This window comes from Photobacterium sp. DA100, assembly GCF_029223585.1.
Lineage (GTDB): Bacteria > Pseudomonadota > Gammaproteobacteria > Enterobacterales > Vibrionaceae > Photobacterium.
This window is the reverse complement of record NZ_CP119423.1, coordinates 1,805,446-1,826,645: the sequence shown is the minus strand read 5'-3', so window position 1 is coordinate 1,826,645 and position 21,200 is coordinate 1,805,446. Positions and strand designations below refer to the sequence as shown.

27 protein-coding genes and 1 pseudogene are annotated in these 21,200 nt (G+C 43.2%); 5 read left to right on the top strand and 23 right to left on the bottom strand.

The features are described 5' to 3' along the window. The first annotated feature begins 2 nt into the window (after nt 1-2). The 3 genes from PTW35_RS08535 to PTW35_RS08525 all read left to right on the top strand — a co-directional run bounded on the left by PTW35_RS08535 (nt 3) and on the right by PTW35_RS08525 (nt 3,277). On the top strand, nt 3-1,394 hold the full coding sequence (locus tag PTW35_RS08535) for a magnesium transporter (RefSeq protein WP_281027318.1): 1,392 nt from the start codon (nt 3-5) through the stop codon (nt 1,392-1,394). A gap of 24 nt (nt 1,395-1,418) precedes the next feature. Beyond that, a complete protein-coding gene (locus PTW35_RS08530; protein WP_281027317.1) occupies nt 1,419-2,069 on the top strand; it encodes a MarC family NAAT transporter in 651 nt (216 codons plus the stop codon). 263 nt (nt 2,070-2,332) lie between these two features. Beyond that, nucleotides 2,333-3,277: a LysR family transcriptional regulator gene (locus PTW35_RS08525; protein ID WP_281027316.1), complete on the top strand. Its 945-nt coding sequence runs from the start codon at nt 2,333-2,335 to the stop codon at nt 3,275-3,277. An 84-nt stretch (nt 3,278-3,361) separates the two neighbouring features. On the opposite strand, the gene PTW35_RS08520 is transcribed toward PTW35_RS08525, so the two are convergent. From PTW35_RS08520 to PTW35_RS08480, 9 genes are all read right to left on the bottom strand, one after another. Continuing rightward, the gene (locus PTW35_RS08520; RefSeq protein WP_281027315.1) at nt 3,362-5,158 is read right to left on the bottom strand and encodes a mechanosensitive ion channel domain-containing protein; all 1,797 of its coding nucleotides are present in this window, start codon (nt 5,156-5,158) and stop codon (nt 3,362-3,364) included. A 66-nt stretch (nt 5,159-5,224) separates the two neighbouring features. Next, nucleotides 5,225-6,265, bottom strand: a complete 1,041-nt coding sequence (locus PTW35_RS08515) for an alpha/beta hydrolase fold domain-containing protein (protein ID WP_281027314.1) — start codon at nt 6,263-6,265, stop codon at nt 5,225-5,227. A 112-nt stretch (nt 6,266-6,377) separates the two neighbouring features. Beyond that, nucleotides 6,378-6,713 (bottom strand): zinc ribbon domain-containing protein YjdM, encoded by a 336-nt coding sequence (locus PTW35_RS08510; protein WP_281027313.1) that lies wholly within the window; start codon nt 6,711-6,713, stop codon nt 6,378-6,380. A gap of 120 nt (nt 6,714-6,833) precedes the next feature. After that, nucleotides 6,834-7,643, bottom strand: coding sequence for an aminoglycoside phosphotransferase family protein (locus PTW35_RS08505; protein ID WP_281027312.1), 810 nt, complete (start codon nt 7,641-7,643; stop codon nt 6,834-6,836). A gap of 90 nt (nt 7,644-7,733) precedes the next feature. Next, nucleotides 7,734-8,201: a GNAT family N-acetyltransferase gene (locus PTW35_RS08500; protein ID WP_281027311.1), complete on the bottom strand. Its 468-nt coding sequence runs from the start codon at nt 8,199-8,201 to the stop codon at nt 7,734-7,736. A 131-nt stretch (nt 8,202-8,332) separates the two neighbouring features. Continuing rightward, nucleotides 8,333-8,809, bottom strand: coding sequence for a pyridoxamine 5'-phosphate oxidase family protein (locus PTW35_RS08495; protein ID WP_281027310.1), 477 nt, complete (start codon nt 8,807-8,809; stop codon nt 8,333-8,335). A 47-nt stretch (nt 8,810-8,856) separates the two neighbouring features. Beyond that, complete coding sequence (locus PTW35_RS08490; protein WP_281027309.1) at nt 8,857-9,291, bottom strand: GNAT family N-acetyltransferase; 435 nt, start codon at nt 9,289-9,291, stop codon at nt 8,857-8,859. A gap of 70 nt (nt 9,292-9,361) precedes the next feature. Next, nucleotides 9,362-9,607 (bottom strand): hypothetical protein, encoded by a 246-nt coding sequence (locus tag PTW35_RS08485; RefSeq protein WP_281027308.1) that lies wholly within the window; start codon nt 9,605-9,607, stop codon nt 9,362-9,364. Nucleotides 9,608-9,748: 141 nt separating this feature from the next. Continuing rightward, a complete protein-coding gene (locus PTW35_RS08480) occupies nt 9,749-10,426 on the bottom strand; it encodes a M23 family metallopeptidase (protein ID WP_281027307.1) in 678 nt (225 codons plus the stop codon). Between the two features lie 175 nt (nt 10,427-10,601). Between PTW35_RS08480 and PTW35_RS08475 the strand changes: the two genes are divergently transcribed. Further along, the gene (locus tag PTW35_RS08475) at nt 10,602-10,943 is read left to right on the top strand and encodes a thiamine-binding protein (RefSeq protein ID WP_281027306.1); all 342 of its coding nucleotides are present in this window, start codon (nt 10,602-10,604) and stop codon (nt 10,941-10,943) included. 128 nt (nt 10,944-11,071) lie between these two features. Here the strand turns inward: PTW35_RS08475 and PTW35_RS08470 are convergent, their stop codons facing one another. The 10 genes from PTW35_RS08470 to PTW35_RS08425 form a co-directional block, all read right to left on the bottom strand. Further along, entirely contained in the window at nt 11,072-11,650 is a 579-nt protein-coding gene (locus PTW35_RS08470) for a DJ-1/PfpI family protein (RefSeq protein ID WP_281027305.1), read from the bottom strand. A gap of 218 nt (nt 11,651-11,868) precedes the next feature. Then, a complete protein-coding gene (locus PTW35_RS08465) occupies nt 11,869-12,216 on the bottom strand; it encodes an SH3 domain-containing protein (protein ID WP_281027304.1) in 348 nt (115 codons plus the stop codon). A gap of 206 nt (nt 12,217-12,422) precedes the next feature. Then, entirely contained in the window at nt 12,423-12,713 is a 291-nt protein-coding gene (locus tag PTW35_RS08460; protein ID WP_281027303.1) for a hypothetical protein, read from the bottom strand. Nucleotides 12,714-12,894: 181 nt separating this feature from the next. After that, nucleotides 12,895-13,404: an AAA family ATPase gene (locus tag PTW35_RS08455; protein ID WP_281027302.1), complete on the bottom strand. Its 510-nt coding sequence runs from the start codon at nt 13,402-13,404 to the stop codon at nt 12,895-12,897. Between the two features lie 26 nt (nt 13,405-13,430). Next, the gene (locus tag PTW35_RS08450; RefSeq protein WP_281027469.1) at nt 13,431-13,754 is read right to left on the bottom strand and encodes a GNAT family N-acetyltransferase; all 324 of its coding nucleotides are present in this window, start codon (nt 13,752-13,754) and stop codon (nt 13,431-13,433) included. Nucleotides 13,755-14,289: 535 nt separating this feature from the next. Next, nucleotides 14,290-14,832 carry a hypothetical protein gene (locus PTW35_RS08445; protein WP_281027301.1) on the bottom strand — a complete coding sequence of 181 codons (543 nt, stop codon included), beginning with the start codon at nt 14,830-14,832 and terminating at the stop codon, nt 14,290-14,292. Nucleotides 14,833-14,957: 125 nt separating this feature from the next. Beyond that, complete coding sequence (locus tag PTW35_RS08440; protein WP_281027300.1) at nt 14,958-15,353, bottom strand: VOC family protein; 396 nt, start codon at nt 15,351-15,353, stop codon at nt 14,958-14,960. Between the two features lie 166 nt (nt 15,354-15,519). After that, nucleotides 15,520-15,912: a hypothetical protein gene (locus tag PTW35_RS08435; protein ID WP_281027299.1), complete on the bottom strand. Its 393-nt coding sequence runs from the start codon at nt 15,910-15,912 to the stop codon at nt 15,520-15,522. Nucleotides 15,913-16,068: 156 nt separating this feature from the next. After that, entirely contained in the window at nt 16,069-16,329 is a 261-nt protein-coding gene (locus PTW35_RS08430; protein ID WP_281027298.1) for a hypothetical protein, read from the bottom strand. Nucleotides 16,330-16,452: 123 nt separating this feature from the next. Then, on the bottom strand, nt 16,453-16,953 hold the full coding sequence (locus PTW35_RS08425) for a GNAT family N-acetyltransferase (RefSeq protein ID WP_281027297.1): 501 nt from the start codon (nt 16,951-16,953) through the stop codon (nt 16,453-16,455). 103 nt (nt 16,954-17,056) lie between these two features. Between PTW35_RS08425 and PTW35_RS08420 the strand changes: the two are divergent. After that, nucleotides 17,057-18,069 (top strand): annotated as a pseudogene (locus PTW35_RS08420) (IS110 family transposase). A gap of 386 nt (nt 18,070-18,455) precedes the next feature. Here PTW35_RS08420 and PTW35_RS08415 read toward each other — a convergent pair. The 4 genes from PTW35_RS08415 to PTW35_RS08400 all read right to left on the bottom strand — a co-directional run bounded on the left by PTW35_RS08415 (nt 18,456) and on the right by PTW35_RS08400 (nt 21,006). Further along, entirely contained in the window at nt 18,456-19,151 is a 696-nt protein-coding gene (locus PTW35_RS08415; protein WP_281027296.1) for an SDR family NAD(P)-dependent oxidoreductase, read from the bottom strand. 133 nt (nt 19,152-19,284) lie between these two features. Continuing rightward, complete coding sequence (locus PTW35_RS08410) at nt 19,285-19,626, bottom strand: hypothetical protein (protein ID WP_281027295.1); 342 nt, start codon at nt 19,624-19,626, stop codon at nt 19,285-19,287. Between the two features lie 148 nt (nt 19,627-19,774). Beyond that, nucleotides 19,775-20,167: a hypothetical protein gene (locus PTW35_RS08405; protein WP_281027294.1), complete on the bottom strand. Its 393-nt coding sequence runs from the start codon at nt 20,165-20,167 to the stop codon at nt 19,775-19,777. 137 nt (nt 20,168-20,304) lie between these two features. After that, nucleotides 20,305-21,006, bottom strand: coding sequence for a hypothetical protein (locus PTW35_RS08400; RefSeq protein ID WP_281027293.1), 702 nt, complete (start codon nt 21,004-21,006; stop codon nt 20,305-20,307). Nucleotides 21,007-21,200: the final 194 nt, after the last annotated feature.

Genomic DNA, 21,200 nt, shown 5'->3' with positions numbered 1-21,200 from the left:
TTATGGCACTTATTTCAACGCCACTGCATTCAGCGGCGGCCGAGAAGCTATACGATCAATTTCTTCATTGTATTGCGACAAATGACACTGACAGACTGCTTGATAGCATTCAAAACGCGGATCCTACTGTCCTGCCGTCTGTGTTCAGGAAACTGACGGACAAGGAACGCGTCGTAACGTGGGTTCTACTTAACCAAGGCGCCTCCCAAGTTGCGGCTAATTTGCTCGATCTTTTTACGGAAGATGAACAGCGCCTTCTTGTCAGCCTTCTTCCCACCCACGTCATTGTGAGCATGTTTCGATATTTGCGCTCAGCAGACAGACGCCGGCTCATCAATGAACTTCCGTCGGAGATAAAGCTTCAATTAAAGCAGGCTGTGCCGGACAGCTGGCGCAATGAAGAAAATGCCGCATTATTTTATTCACCCGACACTGTTGGCGGGATCTGTAAAAGCGAAATATTAAAGCTCAGCGAGGACGCTAGTGTCGCTGACTTGGCCAATATGCTCCATACAGAAGAGCAGGATTCTGAGCTATTGGAGTGGCGCTATGTCTATTTGCATGATGCCCAGGGCTGCTACCTTGGCGCCGTGAAAATTAGAGATGTACTGCTTCTTACTTATGATGAAAAACTCATCAATCATCTTGACCGAACTATTCCGGCTGCATTGCCAGAGCAAGATATTCATTCATTGAAAAGTATCCTCGATACCACCTTGCACCCCGTTATCCCGGTTGTTAGCGAACAAGGGTTTCAAATCGGGGTCATCGGGACCACTCAATTAAACAAGGCGCTATATGATTACTCCAATCAGCAACTGCTAGAGCAGTCTGGCGTATTCGGGGGAGAGGAATTTCGCAATATGTCAATTCTCTCACGCAATCTGCGCCGGCTGGCCTTCCTGCTCCCCTCGGTAGTATTGAGCTACGCCGCAGTTTCGATTATTGCCGCTTTTGAACCAATCATTGAGCAAATCGCCGTGCTGGCGGCTGTCTTGCCTTTGGTTGCCAACCTATCCGGAGCCGCAGGTAACCAGGCCGTTGCTGTATCTATTCGCGAACTCACCGTCGGCCACATTTCATCGAAGGACAGCTTGTATGTCATTGCAAAAGAGCTCCCTATTGGCGCCCTCAATGGCCTGTTGATAGGCGGAGTGATCACATTGCTGACCTTGTTCAATCATGGCAGTGAATACATCGGCCTGCCTTTGCTTATCGGCGCGGCCTACACAGTTTCATCAATGCTGGCCGTTATGATTGGCGGGGCATTACCTTTACTGCTGAAGCGCATTAGTCTCGACCCTGCGATGCTCTCAAGCCCGGTATTAACCACCTTAACCGATGCCATCTCTTTTTTTAGCGTGCTGTATCTAGCGCAAACATTCTTGCTTTAAATTAATCGCTTGAGGATGACAACCATGCATTATGAAACTCTTTTAACCTACTTGACTCTGACCGTTATCGGCCTGCTTCCAATGATGAACCCACCCGCTGCCGCAACCGTCTTGCTTGGATTAAGCAAAGGCAAAGACAAGAAATATATCGTCACACAGGCAAAATCAGTCGGTATTAACCTGTTCGTTGCCCTGTGTACTACCTTCTTTATCGGTTCATCCGTTTTAGAGCTTTTCAATATCTCAATTCCCAGCCTGCGCTTAGGCGGCGGTATCATCATCGTTGCAATTGGCTTCAATATGCTCTTCCCCCGCCCTGAAACTAACAACAATGACCCGGGCCAGGAATCTATCGCACTGGTGCCATTAACCATTCCGTCATTATGTGGGCCAGGTACAATGGCACTGATCATTAGCCTGGCTGCACAGATCGCCTCCTATGAAAATCATGTCAGTATGACGAGCGTCTACAGCGGGGTGGTGATAGGCTTTATGATTGTTTCGCTCATTGCGGCTTTTACACTAAGCATGGCATACCCTCTTCTGAAAGCTCTCGGGCAAAATGGCATCAATGCTTTTACGCGAATTATGGGCTTCCTGCTGATATGTATGGGCGTCCAGTTCTTTACTCTTGGCATTGAAGAAACCGTTCAAGTAATCCATCAACTGTTATAGGCCTACCGTACCTAGCAATAATTGCAACCTCTCGATGTAGAGCATAGTTTCTAGAAAATCAATCAACACCTGTCGCCCCAACATGACTGCTGGAGCGACAGGTAAGTCGTCTCTAGCACTTCGAGATAGGCAAATTCATCTCCATCCCTTTTCCCGCTACAGCCATTCCTTTCTGCCAGCATTGGAATCTCCGTTTTTTTCCAATATTCTTATAGCTAAGAGTAGAAGGACGTTCTCATGCCAATCAGATACAGGAGTGTGCAGTGAAAGAGTTTCGTGACTTAGATTTAAACTTGCTCAAGCTACTGCAAGCGGTTGTGAAAACGCGCAATACTCACGCAGCTGCGGATATGCTTGGTATTTCGCAAACCAGTGTGAGCCGTGGGATGGCAAAACTAAAAGAGGCTTTCGGCGAGCAGCTTTTTATCAGAAAGGCCCATGGGGTTGAACCTTCGGAGTTGGCAGAAAAACTTGATGAAGCCATCAATGAGATGTTCACCCCCTTGGTTAAAGTAGTGGAGTCATATCAAGATTTCGATCCGGAAAAGTTTGATGGCAATATCAGCATCGCCATGAATATCTTCTTCCTTGAACTTCTCGGGGATGGAATTTATCAGGCGCTCAAAACGGTACTGCCCAAGGCCAACTTCAAGCTTATTTATTGGCAGGATGACACTTTGGCCGAAATGCTCAACGGTAATGTCGATTATATGATCCATTTTGGGGCGTTTCCGCTACCGCAAGAAGTGTATCTGCATAAATTACAAGAATTCACACTATGCTTGGTGGCGCGCAAAGATCACCCGGTATTAACAAAGACCAGCGATTGGGAGGCAATCCACCACTTACCCATTACTCGTTTGGTTATCGATGGGGTGAATTCAAAGCGATCTCCAGTTGAAGATCTCTATATCTCCAAGGGGTATCAGGCAAACTGCACCTTAGTCACCCACAGCGTCAGGGTTCTGCTGAGCAAGGTTCAGAACTCCGACACAATCATGTTCGGTAGCAACCTTATGACCACCATTAATCCCGATATTGGCACTTACCCACTCCCTCCGATCCCCAAAGAAATGCGTTCGGTAAGTATCAACGGCGGTTATTTGCAGACCAAACGTGGTTATCCGCTCTATCAGCTCCTGCACCAAACCATGCAAAGCTTTTTCGACAGTGTTGCTCAACCAGAGATCAGCTTTGATACGAAGTAACTTTATGGGTCCCTAACGTGCTAGGGACCCTTCCTCCAACTGCGGTTATTGTTAACGCCTCAACCATACGGGTAATCAATATAGTTAACTCACAAAATTCAGTCGTGTGGCCGATGTTTTGGCGGGATACATAATCGAATCTTTTATCTCATATTTATATTCAGAGCCAAAATCAGGAAACGGATAATTATTTGTGTCATGCCATTTCTGAACTGTTTGGGCCGCTTTCTTTTTCAGCTCGTCATCAACTGTGCTCAGTTTTCCGGCAAATTGATACTGGGTGGAAAAGGCCAACTGTACGCCGACTTTCTCTATCTGCTGCATCACCATAAACAGCACGTCTTCTTGGATAGCCATGAATTCGTCGTGATCACGACACTTAATATAGGCAAGCACATTGACCAAAATAGCATACTCTCCCACCCCCATGAACCGAGCTCGGAGTGGCTCTTCCTCTAGTTGGGGATGTTGTAGTAACACCCTCCGGATATTGACCACCAGCAGTTTTAGCTGCTCTCCGGTTAGCTCGGCTCTTACCCGAAAAGTGTGCTCCATTCGACGCTTATCACGACGCTCGAGATTATCAATTTCCATATTCGCAAATTCTGAATTAGGAATGGTAATCAATGAACGCTCCAGTGTTCTGATCCGGGTCGAGCGCAAGCCGATACTCTCTATCGTACCGAGCTTATCGCCGTAACGGCACAGCTCGCCAATTTTTATTCCTCCGTCAGCGTAGAGCGTTAACCCATTAATCACATTCTCCAATACAGGCCGTATCGCCAGGGCTACGGCCAAACCACCCACACCGAGACCAGCCAAAATAGGAGAAATTGAGAACCCCATAAACTCAACAACATATATTGCCAGTGTCGCAATCGTAAGGCCGCCAAAAATACGCGCAAGCACTCTGATTAACGATGAGTCAACATGCTTCCCATCATGTTTATTGCTGGCGTATACCGTAGCAAAATAATTAAACAGCGCCATAATGAACCAGGCAACAAAGATAAACTGCCAAATAAGGAATGCGGTCGAGAGGAACTGATAGACCCCTCCGGTTATCCAAATACCATCATCAATAACCCGTCGGGTAACCAAGACAATTAAACCCGCCACAACTAACGATAGCAGCGTACCAACCTGCCAACGCTGCCCCCGCCCCTCCCAACGGTTGTTCCAGCACTGTCCCGCGATAAAGCTCAACTTGATAAGTATCTTGCACAGCAAAAATACTAATAGCAGAGCGATCCATTGCCAAAGAGGTAGAGAGCCATAAAGCTTGGTCAGCTCAGGCGGACCGGAATAAATCAGATTCTTGGAAAACAATGGACCAGGACCTATCAGAAAGTCATGGTAATAGTCTTTTCGAGCCTCATTTCTATAGGGGATAGGCTGCATCTTTCGATACCAACGATGCAGTTGCTGTACCGATGTCGCGGCAAAAACAAATTGCCCCTGCTTGTCACCATTTTCTATCCGTGTGATAGCAATGTCCGACTGGCCAAAACGCCAAAACAGACGGTCACCGATCTGATGGTTATCGGGTGTACTCTCTAAAACAGACAACTCAAACCGTTCCAAAATTTCGCGCAATAGTAAAATACGCTCCATCACAACGACGGTACGATTCCGATTGGTAACCAATGACATATCCATCGTTCTTATTGCTTGTGCAATGGCATGCTGAGCTTCTTGGGTCTCAAGTGTTTCACCTTGCCAGTGGGCGATAACGATATCTGATGCCAGCAAAAAGCTATCGAGCGTTGCTCTAGGGCTTGATGTATCAGACAGGGTAAAGGTGGTAGATGCGGAGACATGCAAACCAAAAGTCATCAAATAGAAAACAAATAGATGCTTTAATTTAGTGCTGATTTTCATATCCAATACTGTATAAAGGTAAACATTAAAAAAGCGCTCATCTGAGCGCTTTAATAGCGAGGGTTATTAATTCAAATGCTTGTCAAAAAACATCCGGATTTCCCTCAAAGCATCATCAGATTCTGGAAAATCATAATTTAAGCCCCGCACGTAATCACCGTGCGACTGTCCATCATATATATGAAGATCGGTTTCAATATTAGCGGTTCTCAATACCCTGTGCATGCGAACGGTATCACTGAGCAATAAGTCACGAGTGCCTGAAATAAAAATCGTTGGCGGAAAATCCTTAATTTCAGCATAAACTGGCGACATCAGTGGGTGTGCCAAATCAGCGCCATTTGAATAGAGCGCAAATGTTCCATCAATTACCCCTTCTCGAGCACCGAGTGGATCAAGCCCTTGTAACGTATGCCAAGTATCAGAGGTATATTTTAGATCCGTTGCCGGTGTGCCGGCAAACAATACGCCAGGTGTTGGCAAACCTTGTTGCTGTAGTTTCAGCGTAGTGGTAAGCGTTAAGTTACCACCCGCAGAAGAGCCAAAAAGAGCCGTTGCATTAGGGGATTGCGTTTTGATCAGCTCTTTCCATACTGCGACGGTATCTTCCAGTGCGGCAGGGTACGGATGCAAGGGTGGCTGGCGGTAATCGATTGAAATCACTTCAACACCAAGACCATTTGCAATCCATGCAGCTTCGCCTAGACCAGCTTCGCCACCACCGAAAACAAAGGCTCCACCATGGATATGAACAAAGCGCACTCCTTCGAATTCGGGTGAAACGTTCTTAGGCATTACAAGAAAAGTGTCTACCCCGCCGATGCTTTTCTTTTCAAACGTTACCCCGTGTTTCTTCATACCCAATCGAGTAACCTCGCTCATCGCGGCATCAAATTGCGTCTGCAGTGCAATCCACTCCTCCGTCGTTTGAGGCGATGAAACCGATTTGGCGGGCTGTTTGCTTTCAACAAACTTCGCAAACTCTTCAGACACGCCTACCGGGTTCGGTATTAAGCGCTCCGAAAGGGCTGTATTGGCTGATGCAATAGATGCTGAAATACTCAGGGCCAATGCAGTAATAAATGTTCCTACAGCTTTTGCTTTCATAAAGACTCCAAAGTTTATATGCAATAAAAGCCATCCTTGGCGCTTTGAAGTCATTATTTAGTACATTGCTAAAGCCATCTACGAATTAGAGAAATTCAATTGTGAACAGTATTTAAGCTTTCTTCACAAACTTCGCAGTCACCATCATCTCACCGGCACCGTCGACTTTGCAGTCCAGTTGATGATCTTTCCCTTCGACTATTCGTCGGATAACGGCTTTTGTTCCTATTTTAAGCACCAGAGAACTACCTTTCACCTTCAGATCTTTGGCTAACGTGACCTTGTCACCTTCTGCCAATAAAGTTCCGTTGGCATCCTTGATGGACAAGGTATCTTGATCTGCTGCTTCCGAAGGATTCCATTCATAGGCACATTCCGGACAAACGAGATGGTTTTGATCTGGATAAACAAACTCAGATCCACATTGAGGGCAAGGAGGAAGAGACATACAACACTACTTATTTCAATTGGTTTGCTGTGTATGGTAATAGGTATCTTATAACTTAGCGAGTATATTCCGACCACTAACTCGCCGTTGAGGTCGGTATTAACGCCCTTTTCTGGCGGTTTACCTGTGTGTGGAATGGTCTGCGGACAAGATTAAATAATCCGTTATTGGTTTTTTATGACACCTCAAGTACTCAATATCCGCAATGTACGCCACATCATGACCATCCTTAAGATTGGCAATAAACCCTTCATGACCTTTAGCCGCTTGCTCGTGCATGAACTCAACCAATGTTTGTATCCTAGATATCATGGTCTCAACCAAACAAACTCGATCTTCATGTAATAAACCATAAGCATCGCAAAATAGTCTTGCGCGCATTGTTTGCTCCGCTAAGTCACCCAACGAATCACTGGAATTAGTTTTGAAAGGTGCCCAGCAGTATACAGCATAAGCAACATCCCAAACTCTTGGAGCGGGGTGCGCGGTGTCGAAATCAAAGACACCCACCACCTTACTGCCATTCAGTGCCACATTATAAGGTGCATAATCTCCATGGCAGACAACTTCGCGGGGCTCACGGTTCGGCAACAGCCATCTCAAAGTTCCGAATTGATCACTTTGCACAAATGATGCTGTCGCATCGTGATAATCACGTAACAGTTCTGCGGCGGAGCAAAGCGCTTCCGTGGTGGCGATAGCACCGACCAATGGGTAGTTATACACATCACCCGTAACATAGGACAGGATCTCATTGCCTTCAGTATCAAATCCCAATGCCCTGGGAGCCGAGTCGAACTTCTCTCTTTTTAAATGCATAAGTAGCTGGTGAACAGAATAGGACCAGTATCCGCTTGGCCGATAGACCTTATCCTCTAGCCGATGTACCATCGAGTGCAACGCATCGCCTTTATTCCCTTGTTCGGTCATTTATTACGTTCTCATTTTTGACACTGTCATCTGATCCCTTCACGATGCAGCTGACGTGTGTAAATCGTCACCTTTATTTGCTTGTCCTGTTCAGGAGTCCAAATGCATGTGAATCAAAGCTACGGTTTCACCGTTGGGAGATGTCCTCTCTTCAATTGCATAGGGCACAAAGCCCAATCTGGTATAGAGCAAAAGTGCACGGGTATTGAAGCCGAAAACAGATATATGAGGTATAGCGTCGTATGACTCCTCACACAATTCTGACAAATATTGGATGAGCTTTTTCCCTATACCTTGTCCTTTGTAGTTATCACCAACGATAATATTGCCAATAAACGCACTTTCACCCGGTACAACATTGTAAATGTTGCCAAAGGCTGCCACACAACCTTCTACACTACATATGGTTAAATTGAGCCTAGTCTCTGCTATTTCTGAAAGCTGCTCCTCATCCCAAGGGTACGAACCACTTGGACATATAGTGTAAAGCTCTTCGGCTGAGTTAACTAAACGTCCGATCTGTTGATAATGCTCTTTTTCTGCATTCAATAACTCCATTTACTGCTCCTCGAATAAACAGTCCTGATAGATGACTTGATACGGATTACTTTGTTACTTTACCAACAGGTTGCTTTTTTATACGACAATTAATATTTCCAGATTGGTTGTAATTGACATGCTCAAACAATTTAGTGCACAACTCTATTTACGAAATCAATCTCGTACTTCAATTCACCATACTTTCTCTCGTTGTCAATAATTGTCCCCCTTGTCGGTGTGATGCGCAATACAATTGAATTGGGGTTTTCTTCATCACCATGCTCAGTGAACCAATCAAACACCGTCTTAAACTTTGATCTTATTCCTGCGTTGTGTTCGTCTTTGACCCAGCCTAAGTTCTCTGCCTTACCTTGAAGAGAATACCAATCTAACCCTCCTATAGAGACCTCATTGTTCTTCTCAATTTGCCTCATCTTATCTGTTGTCGCATCTGTAGACACATAAAACACCCCGTCTTCATAATAAGCACACACCATTCGCACCGCAGGCGTTGGACTGCCAACAGCATTACCCGATAGTGAGATAGTCGCGAGCGCCATAATTACCTCTTTACCATTACCACAACGCTCTTCCATCAGTTTTATTGCATCGTCATATTTACTCATTTCAAATCCCTAAATTGATAGTACACATTGTTTTTTTATAAAACGAACTAGACATCTAGATTTTTAGATGAATTGAACGAAAACATTCTAACTTCATCTCGGGGAAGCCACCCCATATTTAGATAAAACTGTTGTGCATTTACATTGCCACTATGAACAAACAGATGGGTTTTCGATATTCCGATACAACTCAAAGCAGACACAACATTCTCAACTAATTGACGTCCTATGCCTTGAGATTGATGACTCGGTGAAACGGTAAGGTGCTGTAAATAGCCTCTTCGACCATCGGTCCCGACAAGAACAGCACCGACAATTTTATCATTATCGCAAGCAACAAAGCTCAACCCCTGATTACGTTTTAAGTACGCTGTAATATTTTCCTCTGAATCTGCGTCACGGAGAGTCATGCCTTCTGATTGAGTCCACAGGTTGAGGACATCTCGATAATCAGAGATGTCCATTTCTCGAATTATTACCACTTATCTCTCCATATTTTCAATCTTATTAATAAAACCGATTTGCCTAAGTCATCTTTCAGAATACCCATGATTAAGATGCACTTGTGTTGTAAATTCCTATAGCCAGCAAAATACAAAAAATGATAACAAGCCCCAAAATGCTAATTTTGAACCTGGTGTCTTCGCTAATAGGTGAACGAGGGTAATGCCCAAAAGTAACTCCAGCTATGATTACTCGCCCTGTTTGAAAGCAGGATGCTTCAACAAACCATTGATCTAACATGAATCTCACAAACGAAAGAAGAAGCCTTAATATCCCAGAAATAAACTCTTCCATTATTTTCCCTTGTACCTGCAATACTTATTGTTGCATTAGCTTGTAGCGCATTGCCACCCAACGTTATATTGCTCCCCAAACACGAGGGCTAAACGGTGAGATAAGCTCACCAAGCGCTAGGAGCAGTTGTTAAGTAATTTGTTAATCATTATAGCGGATCGTTTGATCACTTGTGGGAATACCATTAGTCACAGAACACCAATTACCATCAGATAAAACTTCATAGTCAGTGAAGCAACATGGCACTCCTTTAGCTGTTCTGATATCCACTCGCTCCATCAGTTGAAAATGTAAATGCGGAGCTGTTGAATTTCCGGAATGCCCTAGCTTTGCAACGACTTCCCCTGCTTTTACAATGTCACCCACTTGAGGAGAAATAGAGCCCGTTTTAGCATGTGCTATCCATGCACAGCACTCCGAGCCTTCAATGATTAAGTAGTTGCCACCAATTTTATGAATTTCATCCTTTTCAAAGGAATAAAATAATCCATTGTAAATGGCGAGTCCTAAATCGCTTACCAAATGTAGTCGCTCTCGCTCTTTGACAGAATTGACCACTTCACGCACAACACCATCTATAGGTGAATAGATTGACGCGCCCCAACCGTGACAATCCGATACCTTCACTTGAGCCATCAAATAGCTAAAATGTGACCGTGTATGAAAGCTACCTTTGTGCTTTAAAGATTTAAATCTGACAAAATCATATGCGAAGGTCTGTCCAAACTCGTGGGTTCCATGACTTGGGATACGATCGCCAGGGGTATTTACCGCCTTCCAAACTCCACGTAATGGAGGCAATACTGATATCGCTTTCACTGAACTCTCCTTGATGCCTAACGCCGCCATAAACCAAGCGTTAAAACAAAATCGACAAGTCTTGCGTCCCTCTTAAACACTTTGTTAGCTGGCATTCTCAAGGCCCGTATCGAAGCTCAAAAACCATGCTACTATACGCCATTCTATACCGACAAAATTTTATGAGAGATTATTGATGTCAGCTCAAAAACCACTGCTTGATGAAGTCATGCTTGCCTTTCAGGTTATCCCTAGATTGAAGGCAGGAAACAACTTTGAAGTCGTAGACAAGGCTATTGAAGTTGTTAAATCTTCTGGCGTCCCTTTCCAGGTCAGTGCGATGGAAACGACGATGAAAGGCGAACTAAACAAACTGCTAGAGATTGTGAAAGATGCTCAACAGGCTTGTTATGACGCTGGAGCTGTAGAAGTTATTACCAACATCAAGATTCACAGCAAAACTGAAGCTGCGACTGACACTTTTTGTACTTATGACCGCGGTGTAACCAAAGCTAACCACATGTTCGTAAACAACTAAATTTTATGCCGTTACTGCTTTTTTCGCAGTGACGGCTAACACCGCACTAAGGTATGCACCACTAAACAATGTGCACCAAACTCCATCCCAGAAATGCCACGCGTGCTGAATCTCTCTTGAACAGTTTGTTATGTACTTCTAAGCCAGTTGTACTCCATTTGGCGTGCTACTGCCTTAGCAAATTCTAAACCGTAATGTTCTGATACCAAATGCAAACTCATATCTATACCTGCAGAAATGCCCCCGGAAGTTATAAACTTCTCAGATGCAACCCACCTTTTATCACTCACTACATTTAAATCTGGAAACTGAGAAATTAATTCAGGAATATCTTCCCAATGAGTGGTGACCATTAATCCTCTTATTAAACCTGCTTGTGCTAACAAAAACGCACCTGTGCAAACCGACGCAACTTGTTGTGCTGAGTGTGCAACTGATGCTAGCCAAGCAAGTATATTAGGTTTACTCATCTCATCAGCATGAACACCACCAGCAACGACTAGCAGATCTATTTCCGGGTGATTTTGTATCGAGTAATCAGGCAAAACCTTGAAATCCCCGCGAGCTAAAATAGGGGCCGTATTTTCGGCAACCAAAAACACATTCAAACCCTCAGCACCTAATCGCTTCGCCGTGCTGAACACTTCGAAAGGACCGGAAAAATCCAAAACTTCCGCCTGATGATAGATATAGATACCAATGTTCATTGTGCCTCCATGCACATAACGCCTGCAATACACTTAATCACATAAGCCAACGCACAGTAAATAACCACGCGTTGTGAGCCGCTCTTGAACAGTTTGTTAGGCGCGTAATCAAGTTTTATAGCTTGATCTCTACGTTGTTTCGAACATAAACGCCAAACTCGACCATAACCTAAAATGCCACGTGTTGGCAGTCCGTCTTGAACGCTTATTATATGAATTCAAATGGCGCTTAGATGGTTTAAAGGTGCCCAAGCTAATTCTTCTGAACTACCTAACTTCTTGCACCAGATCCAACCATTTAGCTCATGTTCTTTTACTAAAATCTCGCCAACCACCAAATTATGTTCTTTGGCAAAATAGTCTTCAAGCACTGTTACTTCAATGCTATCAATCGCTAATATCTGTTTAGGAACCCAACCTTCTTTGTTTTCACCTCGGCAGAAAATCCAGTTGGCCCAATCTCCTGCTGGGTTGGACTCTTCCACAAACTGTAATTTTTCACCTGTTACTATTTGAATAGGTGATTCAGGAGCATCTTGATATTCTCTAACGACTTTGTATTCCATAGCTTATATTTACTCCATTTACATAACGCCAGCTAAAACGGAGCGCAACCCGCCAAAACTCATTTTTACCAAGAACAGAGCTAGTTGCGAATCCGTTCTAAGCGTTTGTTAGGCGCATTGTTATGACATATCCTCGTAACCGTTAATTGCGGCTATGCTGTTAATCTGCCAAGCGTTGCGAACCAGCTTGAATGCTTGCTAGGTGTTTACCCTATGGGCTTGCATGTTCCTAAAAACGTGCTTTCATACTTATAAGATGTGATCACACCTTGTTCGTCCGTGATGAAAATGTACGTACAACTTTCGCTGAAAATTCTATATTCAGCTTCAATAACACCGCCTTCTTTAGACTTCATTTGATTGGGTTCGCCCCATTGTTCTACAAGTTCGTCTATGTGATGCCCAGTCCAACTTTCACCAAAGTAGCTTTCGCTCACGAACAACGAACAACCACTTAGGAAGAGTGCATAAACAAAACTCAAAAGCCTGATTTTCATAGCTATTACCTAATCATTCATACAGGAGCGAGGTTAACAACTAAAAGATTCACTGAAAAGATAAAACTCAACTGGAGACGAAAACACCTAACGCAACGAAACTCAAACTAGGCCACCGTATACACCGCTGCTAACCAGATCCCCAAATGCCACAGATTAGCAGTCCGACTTTAATTGATTGTTAGCATGTTGTTTCCGCAACAAATGCGTTGACTTGTGAGCGTGTAGCAAAACGTATTTTCTTACCGTGAAAATCATTGAACAACTGCTGATGAAACTGCCATGAGCTTTTTGACTCTCGTTCCGAGTACTTAGAAGCCCACTGCAATAGCTCGCTAAAATTTTTCTCCGCCAACTCCTCATCAAGTTGCTTCGAACTCTCTGAACCCCGCTCTCGAAGGGAGCTCTCACACACAGACCACTCTAAATCCAAGAACAACAACGTATCAGCAGAAGGTATAAGCTGCTCAGCTAAGGCAGCAAATACCCCTTCAATCACCCAACTATGTTGAGTTCGCAAACTAGCAATTTCATTTTCAATTGCTTCAGAGGATCGTTTCCGGTTATAGCCACCGGGCTCCCATACAATCGAGTCCAAGTTAACCTCTTGCAACTGGAGCTTTCGTGACAACTGCTCTGACAACCAGCTCTTTCCTGCTCCCGAATTGCCAATGATGAGAATTTTCTTCATGCTGCTCCTACATGCCAACGCCATTGCTAATGGTCATCTCCAGAATACATCCACATGGGTTCAGTTTTCCCAGCTCTTTCAAAGCCCATAGCTTTATAAAAGTCTACCGCTTCACCATCCGCAGTTAACATTTGCTGATGAAAACCAGAGTATCTAGACAGCATAATATCCATCATCATTCTGCCGACACCTAAACCTTGAAAAACAGGATGAACTAACATATGAGGGTAGTAGACAACTAGATGACCGTCAGAGATAGCATTACCTAGACCGACTAACTGACTACCTATACGAGCTAATACATTTCCTCTAGCTACATAACGCCTGACTAAGTTGCAGCTAACTACCACCACACTCAAACAAAGCCAACTTATACACAAAACTCAACCAAACCGAAGTGCCAAGCGTTAGCTGTAGATTTGAGCAATTTATTATGTTGGCAATTTTCACGACATGATCGCTTTACTTTTGAACAAAGTTTTTTTGCATGATAAGCAAATATGCTTATATCTTGGATCTTCATGACTGGTCAATGGTTGGAAAATAACCTTGTCTGAGCCACAACTATAACACTTTGCATTTTCGGGATCTTCTGTCTTACACTCGGGATGCTTCGCTAGATACTCAGAAAGCGATGGTAGTTTGTGCCAATCATCATCTTGTGGCTTTGAATATAAAACAAAATAGTAAAATGCACCTGCTCCAATTATAGATAACGTTGATAGTAGAAAATCTATTTCTAAACTCCCAATTTAATTTAACAATAAAACGCGCGTTAAGGGGCAGCAACGCGCTAACACCCAACTTCAATTGACTGCCGTAAACACCAATACCAAAATTTGAGCTAAATTCGCCACGTGGTGGCTGTCCCTCTTGAACGCCTTGTTAGGTATATTTATTTGCCTCACTGTACGCTTCTTTTTCCATTGGCGCATTTTCGTACCCGTAGATAAATAGTTGCAATAGGTATTGTTTAGTCTGCTCTTTTAACCCCATTTGCTCTGCTTGTCTTACATGTATCAGCTCGTGCGATAAAAGAACTTGATTGGTAAACTCTGCTCGTTTTATCCAGACGCCATAACCATATGTATACGCGCCCATAAATGGGGAGCTATACCCATGCTCTTTAGCTAATTTAGCTAGTTCTGGTTCTTCTGGGAATGGCAATCTATCAACATAATACAACCTAACTTTCTCTGGATGTTTTAGGCCAACCTTCCGTGCGATATCCACCTGATTAGCATTAAGCTTGATACCATTCTCCAATGCTTTTCGCTCATTTTCGTAAACGAACTGCTCTGCCGCAGGAAGTACTCCATTTACGTATTCAATGAGTTCAACCGGAGGATTAGCGTAGACTTCATCTCGATTTACACACCCACTAATTAGAAAAGCCACTAACATTAAACTGAAAATTCTCTTTAACATTCCTTATTCCCAAAGTTATTTTATGCATAGCACCTAACATAAGGTGCGCCCCACTTAACTCACCAACCGCGCCGAACTCCATACCAAAACCGCCGAGTGTAACCAGCGTCACCTTGATGGCCTTGTTAGCCGCTGAAGTATTGCTTGAACTCTCCGTTTGGCTCTCGTTCTGAGTAAATATAAACAGAGTTTCCTATTGGGTCTATGACAGAAAAACCTCGGTCACCCCATGGATGGTCTTCAAGCGGCATGGCAATTTGCAGTCCTGCTTTACTAAGACGAGAATATTCAGCATCTACATCATCAACCTTGAAATTAAGCATCACTCCTTTGCCGTCAAAAACAGGCATTTGTTCTTGTGGTTGAATAAAGCATATTTCAGGGCCGTCCTGATCAATTTTCAGCATGACATACCAACCACAATCAAAAACCGCTTTTGCGGCAAAATACTTTATGTAGTATTCACGGCACGAATCCACTTCGGTTGTACAAAAACACGTAGATAATTCCTTCGTTTTCATATGATTTCCTTATTCAATGAACACTAGATTGAGCCCCAAACGCCCACTTAAGTTGTGAGTGACGCACCACTGAACTTAAATTGAACACCGTAAACACAAAAGCCAACATTTACACCCAAAGTGCCAAGCGTTACGAATCGACTTGAAGCGTTTGTTAGCCGCTTATTTATGAGTAGCAGTCATTTCTTAATTTAACCCTGAAACCCACTTCATTGATGCCATTTGGACAGGTTAATTCAAGGTCAGTACTCTCATCTTTCGGTGTAGTTTCGAAAAATGATAAAACCTGAGCTTTGTCTTTATCTGCAACACGATAGAATGCTTGCTGATGATGAACTCGAATAGAGCCATCGGCATGGCGTAAGAAAACTTGGTTATCTGAACCAACCTCTCCATCACCTTCTCTAATTTGAAGACAATAACCAACAGCATTTGCAAAGCCGTCACCACAGCTACTATAAGCAGCTAGCAACAAGTCATATTGCTCAATACCTTTTAATGAAAAATCAATTCGCTCTCGATTTTTCATCGCGGATAAATAAACTTCCTTTTCATTCATTTTTTACCTCCACTGTCATAAGTTACATATGAGCGGCTAACACCGCGTTAAGGGGTGAACAACGCCATATCACCAAACTCGAAAATTGTGCCGTAAACACCAAAAAAGATTTGAGTGAAAGTGGCCAAGTGTTAGGGGTCCCTGCTAAGCGACTTGCTATGTTTGTAGACGTACATCAAAAGAGTGACTGGGTTTGCCATATCTCAAGCAATCGCCACTAAAATTCTGGAAAGATGAAGAAATAAAACCCACCATAAAAGAATAGGAAAAGAAGAAATGCGGTAAAGCCTGCCCAAAAATATGACCTATTTTCATAATAATCAATCCATCCGCCAGCAAGAAAATAGATTTATATACAATGGCATGAAGAAGATTTAAAAAAGATATTATTGCTGCAATTAGGAAAATTACTTCCATTTTAAATCCTTACATTCATATTAAACATAACGCCAGCCATAAGGTATGCCATACTGAACTAGCAAAGCACACTGAACTTCATATCAAAACCGCAGAGTGTAATGGGTCACCTTGATTGCCTTGTTATGTGCGAGCTTGAATTAACATGGTGATTAAATCATCACTATCGTAAAGCCGTACATCTGTCTCATGCATGCCTAATTTTCTAAGCAACTTAACCGATGGCAAATTGTCTACCACCGCAACGCCATAGATTGCATCCAAAGCCCCTGCTGAAAATACAAAATCTATCGCTGCCTGTGCCGCTTCAGATGCGTAACCTAGTCCTTGATACTCGCTTGAAATGGCATAACGAATGTCACTTAGATTTACATCAGGGATTACTTCAACACCAGCATAACCAATTTTCACCGCAGGATTGCCCCGGAGAGAAACGATGAACATACCAAAGCCTTTAGCCCAATGCTCAACTTTTTTTGGAACATACTGCTCAATATACTCAGGACTAAAAGGCTTACCGCCAGGTAGATACTTTGTTATTTCTTTACTAGTAAGTAACTCAGTATAAATATCCATGTCTTCGTGAGTAACTGGAGTTAGTATTAGCCTATCTGTTTTTATCATTAAAAGTTCCATTTCTTCCTGAGCACATAACGAATGACATGGACTCCCCCTCATCAGGCTCTGCCACACTTGGTAAGTCTGACTACAGTCCTTGGAGGCCACCATGTCACCATCAATTTATGGCATTGATTTAGCCAAACATTCGTTCAGTATCCACGGCGAAGATGAACAAGGCAAGATACTGATTCATAAAACAATAACTCGCTCAAAAGTCCTTGTTATGTTTGCCAACATTCCACCGGCGATTATCGGGATGGAAGCCTGCGGGGCTTCCCATTACTGGGGTCGAGAACTGGCAAAACTCGGCCATACTCCCAAGATAATGGCATCAAAATATGTGGCACCTTTCAGGACGGGTGCCAGAACGATCTCAACGATGCTGTGGCTATTTGTGTGGCTGTCACCCGCCCTTCAACGCGCTTCGTTAAAATCAAATCACCAGAGCAACAAGCCATCCTTTTCCTCCACCGGGCACGTGATAACTGGGTGCATGAGCGAACAGCATTACTCAATCAAATTAGAGCTATGCTGGCAGAATTTGGCATCATCGCACCCAAAGGCCGACACGCCTTACAAGCAGCCATCCCTGAAGCACTTGAAGGTGGAGAAAACCAGCTGCCCGATTTAGCCAGAGCTATTATCTCCGACAGTTATGAGCACTTACTGAGTATAAACCAGTGTATTGCTGACCAAGAACACTGCTTCAATATGCTTGTTTCACGCAGCCATAATGCACAGAAAATCATGAAAGTTGCAGGTATCGGCCCAATTACCGCCACTGCCATTATCGCCAGTATTGGTAAAGGCGAACAATTTGATAAAGGCCGAGACTTTGCCGCTTGGCTCGGGTTGGTACCGTCACAATATTCAAACGGTGGAAAACCCAGACTTGGCCGAATAACCAAAAAAGGAGACAAGTACCTCAGGACATTATTGGTTCACGGTGCCAGGGCTGTTATCTCAGCCATTGGCAATAAAACCGATCGGCTTAGCCTATGGTGCAAAAACCTGGTCGAGCGACGAGGCTTCAAGCGGGCCATTGTTGCCCTTGCAGCCAAGAACGCGAGAATTATCTGGTCGTTATTGAGTAACGACACCGAATACCAACCAATGTAAAAGCCAAACCAATTTCTAAAGGAATAAATAGCTTCACCGGGTCATTGCAATAGCCAATGATGATGTAAGGTTCAGACCTTTTGCGGGAAAACCTGATAATGCGGCGGGCACTGTAGATGCCTTCTAACGAATGAGGAACCGCAACCGCGTAGTGTCATCAGGGTCATGGCATCGAAAGCCAGTAAACAGACCGAATGTAGAGCGGCAGTCCCAACCTTCCAGCACCTGACGCTATTGTTGACAACCGGGGGAGTCCATGTAGCCGCGTTAAGTGGTGAACAACGCCAACCACCAAACTTAAACCATTGTACCTTAAACACTAAATTCAACTTAAACTGAGAGCGCAAAGCGTTGTGAGTCCGCCTTAAACGCCTTGTTAAATTGCATTACCAAGGCAATAAACCAGTTTCTACACTTACATAGTCACGATTTTTTAATTGCTTACTTTCTATCAATTGAACAATTCGACTAGCTGACTCTGCTGGTGACATGTGCGCATCACTTGAACCCATTGTGGTCAATAATCTACCTGGATGTATCGCTACTACTTTGATACCTATATCTTCGAGATCATCAGCAAGACACAGGGTCAGCATGTTTTGTGCTGCTTTGCTTATACGATATGAATATGAACACCCTGAACCTTTCGCAGCTAATTCAGATTGCATCTTAAGAGACCCTCTCCGAGAGCTAATGTTAACGATTAATGCTTCTTCTGAACGTTGCAATGAATCTAAACTACCTTTCACTGTAGACAACACTGCAATACAGTTAGTCTCAAATTCTTTTCGAAGGTACTCTGGACGAGTAAGTTCTAGCGTTGGCGCTTTTGTACCTGAGCCAGCGTTATTAATAACTAAGTCTAGAGATACTAGTTCCAACCACTCACTTAACTTTGATTCATAACTATCAGATGTAACATCACTTATTAGGAATTTAGCTTTCGGGAAAACAACAGCCAGTTCAGTCTTAGCGGTATTCGAACGCACAACTAAGTATAAACAATAGTCATGTTTATCAAACTCATGAGCTAGAGCTAACCCTAAGCCACGATTAGCTCCTGTAATTAGTACGTTTTTCATATCACTCCATTGCAATTTAACGCCCAATTAAGTAGCCCGAAACGCACAGCGATAGTTTCTGCATAGCACCATAACCACTGAAATACCTGCAAACTGAAAATGCCAAGCGTTGAGGGTCTGCTTGAATTGTTTGTTATGCGCGTACTTCACCATTAAGTGATTCAAGATATTCTTCTAGTTTTTTGGATCTAGATTTTGATATAAATAGCCCTACTGGCTGCAAAAATACAATAACCAAAATGATAGAGCTTAGAATGACATTGCCGTAAACGAAGCCGACTATTACATTAATCAATAACGCTGTCATTACGACAATATAGCGCCAGTATTCAATATTTAACTCGTAGGTGTTTCGTTCAGTATTGTGAGATATTGATACTGGGTATGACAACAGCGAAAGATTAACAAATATGCTCTTATTACGTATTTTTGCTTTAAAGCCACGTTTTAGCAACTCTTCTAGTAACTTATTCATTCGATATCCTTTTTGAATGATATAGCGCATAACGCCCGCCATAAGTTGCCCGCCCCATAACCATACTGACCACCGTAAACACAAAAGCCAATTCATGCTCAAACAGCTACTTGGTAAGGGTCAACTTAATGGCCTTGTTATGTTCATTTTATTGATGATCATACTTTTTAAGCAAATAGCGACCAACTGTCGTCATAAATGCAGCTATGGCAGCCTTTAACCCTTCTTCCTTCCATTCTTCAATTGGGTTCCTTGGGCGCTTTAAACCTTTTGGGGTCAGTTTGAGTCCATGAATAGGTAAGTTGTCTAAACTAGATGATGCTGTCACAAACCCTTCTTCTTCAAGTTCAGAAAGAGCATCGAAAAATATTTGTCGTTTAGCGCAGCCATAATCACTGAGAACATCACTAATATCATACTCCGTTTCCGTTCCGGTAAACTTAGTCCTAGTTGAGTCCTTTGTACTAATTTCATCAAGATATTTTAGTATCGCTTTACGAGCTTCATAATGTAATTCTTTACCGCTTTTCTGTTTTGACACCGATGTATCCCTTTTTTAAAATTGATTAAAAACATAACGCCAGCCATAAGGTGCGCCCCACTGAACTCACCAAGCCAACTGAACTTCAAACCAAAACTGCCGAGTGTAACGCGTCACACTTGATGGCATTGTTAGGGCTAGTTGAAGAAATCGTCATAGATTCCGCGAACCACGATGCTTGTTGCTCGATGAGCAAACATGCAAAACTCCGCAACTTCGCGTTTATTATGCTCAAAACGATATTCCACAACCTTCGAAATTTTAGTTCCGGGGTTAACCGCCACTATATTCCCTCCCTGCAGCCCATCCCGTGGAATCAATATCGTTGACTCTGGTTGTTCTATGAAGAGCTCAGCTTCTTGTTTAGATATTAACGCAACTAAACGATCGTGTTTTTTTTGATTTACAATATCTTTCAACTCTTCAAACATCCCACATTCAAACAATGTATCTGAAATTCGTTTGTTATTTTTGATGTCAATTGCAAATTTTAAAAGCCTTTGATGTAAAACTGGGTTTGTATTGCGTAATTCCGCATATATCGCGTTCTTTTTTAGTTGGGACTCATAGAAAGGAAAATAAGCTTTAACCTTACCTTGACTATGATTATCCAAAATTTTCTTGTTCCTGCTCAAGGGCAGTATGTAGGTTTCGAGTATATCCTGCCCTAAATAATCGAAGCATTCTCTACTATTGCTTAAGACATCTGCAGCAGCATGAACAAGACTTTTAGGATCCCGTCCTTCCTTCTTCGCAGTAAATAACTCGGTCATCAATGCGTTAAAACGATCGCTCGCATAATCGAGTTTAGACAGAACGTCATTCTTTCTTGTTGCCACCTATTTCTCCTTTTGTAGAACCCTAACGCCTGCCATAAGTTGCCCGCCACAAAACTAGACAGACCACCGTAAACACACAAGCCAATTCATACCAAAAATGTGCCGTGAAAAGGGTCAACTTAATGGCCTTGTTATGTAGAAACTTGGTGTAAGCAACTTATGCCTAATCACTATCAATACTATCAATTGAGTCT